Below are 2,977 nucleotides of genomic sequence, written 5' to 3' on the forward strand. Positions count from 1 at the left end.
TGTATTTTGGCTACACCGTCTCCAACGCCAAGGGCAAGCCCACCAACAGCGAGTTCATCGCCATGATCGCGGACCGGCTGGTGCTGGAGATGCGCGCCGGCGGCCGGCTGTCCGGCTGAGAGAAAATCCTGAAATATGGAAGAGGAGAGGATTTCACCTCTCCTCTTCCGTTTGCCGGGAGTTCAAAACCGGCCTCTGTCAACGGGCGGTTGACAGGTTGTGACAGTCTGTTGCTTGTCTGTCGGGGGCGACTATGTTAAACTGTGAGACAGAAAAGACCCCTGCCGCAGGGAGAAAGAGGAGGAATCGCTATGGAGTGGAATCAGCGCCTTGCCGCTGTCCGGAAGGCCGCCGGACTCACCCAGGAGCAGCTGGGGGAGCTGGTGGGCGTCACACGGCAGGCCGTCAGCAAGTGGGAAGCCGCTCAGACGGTGCCGGACGCACTGATGATCGCGGAGATCTGCCGCCAGCTGCACGTCTCGGCGGACTACATCCTGTTGGACAAGGAGCCGGAGGAGGAAGCGGCCGAGGAGACTCCGTCCGGGGTCCCGGATACCTGCCCCTGCTGCGGGCGGGAGACCTCCGGAGGTATATGCCCCGCCTGCGGGTACGCGCTGCCCCCGGCGGCGGTGTCCCAGGGCCCGCTGTATGCGGTGGTCGGTGCCCTGGCGGGTCCTATCCGGCAGGATCAGGCACAGAAAATAGTAAAGTATTGCGGCCTTACACCTGAGGAGATTGAACGCCTGAATGAGGGCTATCAGTGTACCTATCCCCACAATCAGTTGGTTTTCTGCCGGGGGCGGAACGCCAGGGCCGCCCAGTGGGTGGCGGCCCATCTGGGCCAGGTGCTCCTGCCCCGCATCGTGGAGGACAGGGGAGAGGAGGAGGATCTTCTCCGGGTCAAGCCGGACGCCATGGACGTGATGCCTTTGGAGCAGACGCGGTCCGGCGGACTGGGGTTCTGGGGCACCGTGGGGGCGGTGGCCGTGGGTATCATCGTGACGCTGATTTTCTTCTCCTTCTTTTGAGATGCGGCGGTACACGCTTCCGGCGGCGGCCGTGGCCGCTCTGTACGTCCTGAACCGCCTGGTGCTGATTCCCCGCACCGCCGGAGTGCTCCACGGTCTGCTGGCGTGGTACTTCGCCGACTTCCTGGCCGGCGGGCTGATGGTGTGCGTTCTGGGCGCATTACTGGCGGCGGCGGGACATCCTGTCCGGCTGCGGGTCCTGCCCGTGTCAGCACTCCTGCTGGGGTGCGGGTGTTTCTGGGAGTACGTGACCCCGCTGTACCTGCCCCGGTCCGTGTCCGACCCCTGGGACATCCTGGCGGTGTGGCTGGGCGGAATGGGGATGCTGTTTTGCCTGTGGTACGGGGAGAGACGGGCGTAAGGCTGCCGGTCCCCGGGGCAGCTCCGGCGGTCTGCTTTGCCGCACCGATGAATACGAAAAGTTTATTTTGTCAATTTCATTACAATTGGTAAAGCAATTTGCCCGGTTGGGGAGTATTCAGTGTGGGCGCGGCGGGGAATCCTTTGACAAATCTGCGGGGATATGGGATACTCTAGAAGATAAGAGCCGCGCCGCAGCGGAAAATGGGCCCTGGAGCCCGGAACGGATAGGAGTAATGACATGGATGTATTGAGAAAGAAAAAGGGGTTTATCTGCGACATGGACGGCGTGATCTACCACGGCAACCAGCTGCTGCCTGGGGTCAAGAAGTTCGTGGAGTGGCTGGTGAAGGAGAAGAAGAACTTTCTGTTCCTTACCAACTCCAGCCAGTACACCCCCAAGGAGCTCCAGCAGAAGCTGGCCCGCATGGGCCTGGATGTGGACGAGACCCACTTTTATACCAGCGCTCTGGCCACGGCGTATTTTCTGGACAGCCAGTCGCCGGGGTGCAGCGCCTATGTGGTGGGAGAGCACGGTATCACCAACGCTCTCTACGACAAGGGCATCACCTACAACGACGTGAACCCCGACTATGTGGTGGTGGGGGAGTCCTCCGCCTACAATCTGGAGCAGATCACCAAGGCCATCCGCCTGGTAAACGCCGGGGCGAAGCTCATCGGGACCAACCCGGACCTGACGGCCCCGGCGGAGGCGGGGATCGTGCCGGCCTGCCGGGCGCTCATCGCGCCCATCGAGCTGGCCACCGACCGGCAGGCCTATTTCGTGGGCAAGCCCAACCCGCTGATGATGCGCACCGGCCTGCGGATGCTGGGCGTCCACTCCGAGAACGCGGTGATGGTGGGCGACCGCATGGATACGGACATCATTGCCGGCATCGAGACGGGTCTTGACACCGTGCTGGTGCTCTCCGGCGTGTCCAGCCGGGAGACCTGCGAGGAATATCCCTACCGCCCTGATTTCATTTTGAAGGGCGTGGGAGAGATCCCCGGAAATTGAGCAGAACACCGGAGAGCCGGCAAAGGGCTCTCCGGTGTTTTATGCCGTCAGATCAAAATCCCCTCACAATGATCGATCTCGTGCTGGATGATCTCCGCCGTCCAGCCGGTGAAGGTCTTCAGCCGGGTTTGAAACAGCTCGTTCTGATACCGCACCTTGATGGTCTGCCAGCGGCGGGTCCTGCGGGCGCCGGAGAGGGAGAGGCATCCCTCCTCCGCCTCATAGGGGCCGGATGCCTTGACGATTTCCGGATTGAACATCACCATGTCCGCTCCGTCGTTTTCAAATACGATCACCCGCCGGTTCACACCGATCATGTTGGCCGCCATGCCGACACAGTCGTCCCGGTGAGCCGCCAGGGTGTCCAGCAGGTCCCGGGCCGTCTCCAGGTCCTCCACGCCGGCATAGTCCGCCCGCTGGGTGAGGCGGGCGGGGTCTTTTACAATCTCCCGTACCATGCAGATCACTCCGTTTTCCTATCTCGGTGTGCCCGTTCGCCGGGCCCTAGAGCAATTCCCCAAAATACTGAGAAAAGTTCAGCGGTCCGGGAAAGGCATAGCTGCGTTGCCGG

The 2,977-nt window shown here is 62.1% G+C and carries 5 protein-coding genes; 4 read left to right on the top strand and 1 reads right to left on the bottom strand.

The genetic code is table 11. The features are described 5' to 3' along the window. The 4 genes from QZ326_RS12440 to QZ326_RS12455 form a co-directional block, all read left to right on the top strand. A partial coding sequence (locus QZ326_RS12440; RefSeq protein WP_295745760.1) for a sporulation initiation factor Spo0A C-terminal domain-containing protein occupies positions 1–119 on the top strand: 119 nt, incomplete at its 5' end. Positions 120–311: 192 nt separating this feature from the next. Then, positions 312–1,028: a helix-turn-helix domain-containing protein gene (locus tag QZ326_RS12445; RefSeq protein WP_295745749.1), complete on the top strand. Its 717-nt coding sequence runs from the start codon at positions 312–314 to the stop codon at positions 1,026–1,028. A 31-nt stretch (positions 1,029–1,059) separates the two neighbouring features. After that, entirely contained in the window at positions 1,060–1,389 is a 330-nt protein-coding gene (locus QZ326_RS12450) for a hypothetical protein (RefSeq protein ID WP_295745752.1), read from the top strand. A 240-nt stretch (positions 1,390–1,629) separates the two neighbouring features. Continuing rightward, positions 1,630–2,406 carry an HAD-IIA family hydrolase gene (locus tag QZ326_RS12455; RefSeq protein WP_295745754.1) on the top strand — a complete coding sequence of 259 codons (777 nt, stop codon included), beginning with the start codon at positions 1,630–1,632 and terminating at the stop codon, positions 2,404–2,406. Positions 2,407–2,453: 47 nt separating this feature from the next. Here QZ326_RS12455 and QZ326_RS12460 read toward each other — a convergent pair whose 3' ends face one another. Continuing rightward, complete coding sequence (locus QZ326_RS12460) at positions 2,454–2,864, bottom strand: peptide deformylase (protein WP_295745757.1); 411 nt, start codon at positions 2,862–2,864, stop codon at positions 2,454–2,456. Positions 2,865–2,977 lie beyond the last annotated feature (113 nt).

The organism is uncultured Oscillibacter sp. (assembly GCF_910587525.1).
In the GTDB taxonomy this organism is placed as follows: Bacteria; Bacillota; Clostridia; order Oscillospirales; family Oscillospiraceae; genus Oscillibacter.